Source organism: uncultured Paraglaciecola sp. (assembly GCF_937123705.1).
GTDB lineage: Bacteria > Pseudomonadota > Gammaproteobacteria > Enterobacterales > Alteromonadaceae > Paraglaciecola.
In genome coordinates, this window is record NZ_CAKZKO010000105.1 from 1 (window position 1) to 2,224 (window position 2,224).

Below are 2,224 nucleotides of genomic sequence, written 5' to 3' on the forward strand. Positions count from 1 at the left end.
ATATGGAGTCAGCATCATGAACTACACCCTAACCCCAGAACGACTACACCAGCAATGCGTCCAGCGTATCAAGGACCGCGCAATTCTGAAATCACTCGGCAGCCACTTTGAGAATCAGGCCGGTATCAGACAGCGTTCAGAGGCCAAGAGAGTCAAGGCGCTGATTGTAGATGCTGAGAATCGCTGCATTGATTAAGCGTTATCCAGATTGCCGGAGAACGCGAGTTTTGAATTACGTCGGCAGGTGATTCGGGAGGTGAAGGAATGATCTGGCTAATCCCAATCGCCCTGATTTTCGTCTGCGCCTTTGTTGGGTTTGTTGTTGGGGGTGTGCGATGAGAGAGCGCAAGGTAACGGCCCTGTACTGCGACCACTGCAACAAGCGTGGGTTTCAGCGGCCAAGCATGGCGAGGCACGAGCGCACTTGTACAGCGAATCCTCAACGTGAATGTGGGATGTGCCAGTGGATGTATGAAAATAATGAAATTGATATTCACGGCAAATCAGTAGCGGAGCTTTATAGCGCTATTGGCGAAGGGGGTGATGACGGGCTGGCGAGATTGCGTGAAGCATCTAACGATTGTCCTGCCTGCATGTTGTCAGCCATTCGAATGCTTAATAAGGCCAATGATGAGTTGTGGAAGCAAAGCGACGGGAAGGGATTCACGGCAACGTTTCACGTTGATTTTGATTGGAAGGCAGAGCGCGACAGGTGGAATGAAACGTCTACCGCAATCATGAATGAGCAGCAGCAAGACGCTGGAGGATATTATTAATGACCATCGAACAAGCCGCCCGAGAAATCCTGCGACTTTGCGAGGCTGGCCCAATCCCCGGCGGTGTCTCAATCAAGATTCAGGAGCAGGCTCAGGGCATTGTTGATGCGTTTGAGTGGGTTGACTGCTCGGATAGGTTGCCTGAAGACGAAAACCTCAAAAGAGTTCGATACAGCGATGGCAGTGAGGGCAATGACTGGTTTGAGGCTTGCGGAACAACCGAGTACGACAGGCGATGGCAGAGCATTTTCTCGCAGCCGACTAGCTGGAGGAGGATATTGTGAAAACCCGACACAACGACACGCATCAAATCAACTGGCCGCTGGTAATCACCATGCTCGGGCTGGCTTTGTTTTGGGCTTGGGTGCTGTTATGAGCAAAGACATCATCATGCAAAAGCGCTCAGACGGCTCGTTAGTCCCGACTGACACGATGGGTCAGGATTACATCAAAAACCTGCCACACGGTCGCTCAGTCGGCGTAACAGTCACTCAGGCTCGGAACTACAAATACCATCAGAAGCTGATTTGCCTACTTACCTACTGTTTCGACGTGATGCCCAGAAAACGGGTTGAGTATCGAGGCCAGATGATAGAGCAGGAATTCGAGACATTCCGCCGTGAGTTTGTCGCCATATCAGGCCATTACACGGTCGGCGTGAAGATGAACGGCGAGCTGAGAATAGAGCCGCAATCCATCAGCTACGCCAAGTGCTCAGAAGAACTGGCACAAAAAATTTACTCGGACGTGATCAATAAAGCACTGGAGCTTCTGGGTACGGATCAGACGCGGGATGATCTGGATGAAATCGTAAACAATATTTTGAGGTTTGACTCATGAGAACCGACAACACCGGCAGCTCACAACCACCCAGAGCGCCGAAACCCAAAGCCCCGACACTTGCCAACAAATTCAAGCTGACGATTCCAGGTGATAAGAACACAGTCCCATACGCGATATACGGCGACACGCTGGACGATATTGTCAGGCAGTACAACGAGCGTCGAGAGCCTGTCTACACGGGTACGGCTGTGAGGGGTGCGAAATGAACGCCGATTGGAAGTCAATCACAAAGTACTTGCTGTCAGTCTCGGGATTGACTCAGGCGGCACTTGCGGCAGTTATCGGGGTCCATGAGAACACGGTGTATCTGATAGCCAAGGGTAAGACGCTAGACCCGTCGAGGCAGGTTAGATCAGCTTTGTGGAATATTCTAACGTTTCAAGTTGGGCATGATAAGGCTCAGGGGTATTTGCTGTGAGCGATACGAATTACATGCTTGAGTCACTAATGATAACTGGAGCTATATCGTATTTTGCAATCTATCGTCCGTGGCGAGGTGCAGGCATAGCTTTGGATGAATCGATTTTCATGTGGTTCATTGTGTCAGCCATGTTCAGCTTTCCGTGTTCTGTCTTTGTTCATTGGGCCGTAGACAAATGACAGCC

At 50.7% G+C, this 2,224-nt stretch carries 4 protein-coding genes; all 4 read left to right on the plus strand.

Going from position 1 to position 2,224, the window contains the following annotated elements; genetic code table 11:
• Positions 1-196 (plus strand): hypothetical protein (locus Q0688_RS13990; protein ID WP_299077829.1); only part of this gene is annotated, 196 nt, incomplete at its 5' end.
• Between the two features lie 139 nt (positions 197-335).
• Entirely contained in the window at positions 336-776 is a 441-nt protein-coding gene (locus tag Q0688_RS13995) for a hypothetical protein (RefSeq protein ID WP_299077832.1), read from the plus strand.
• On the plus strand, positions 776-1,060 hold the full coding sequence (locus tag Q0688_RS14000; protein WP_299077835.1) for a hypothetical protein: 285 nt from the start codon (positions 776-778) through the stop codon (positions 1,058-1,060). Before Q0688_RS13995 ends, Q0688_RS14000 begins: the two co-directional genes overlap by 1 nt.
• A gap of 88 nt (positions 1,061-1,148) precedes the next feature.
• Positions 1,149-1,616, plus strand: a complete 468-nt coding sequence (locus Q0688_RS14005; RefSeq protein WP_299077838.1) for a DUF1367 family protein — start codon at positions 1,149-1,151, stop codon at positions 1,614-1,616.
• The last annotated feature ends 608 nt before the right edge of the window (positions 1,617-2,224 follow it).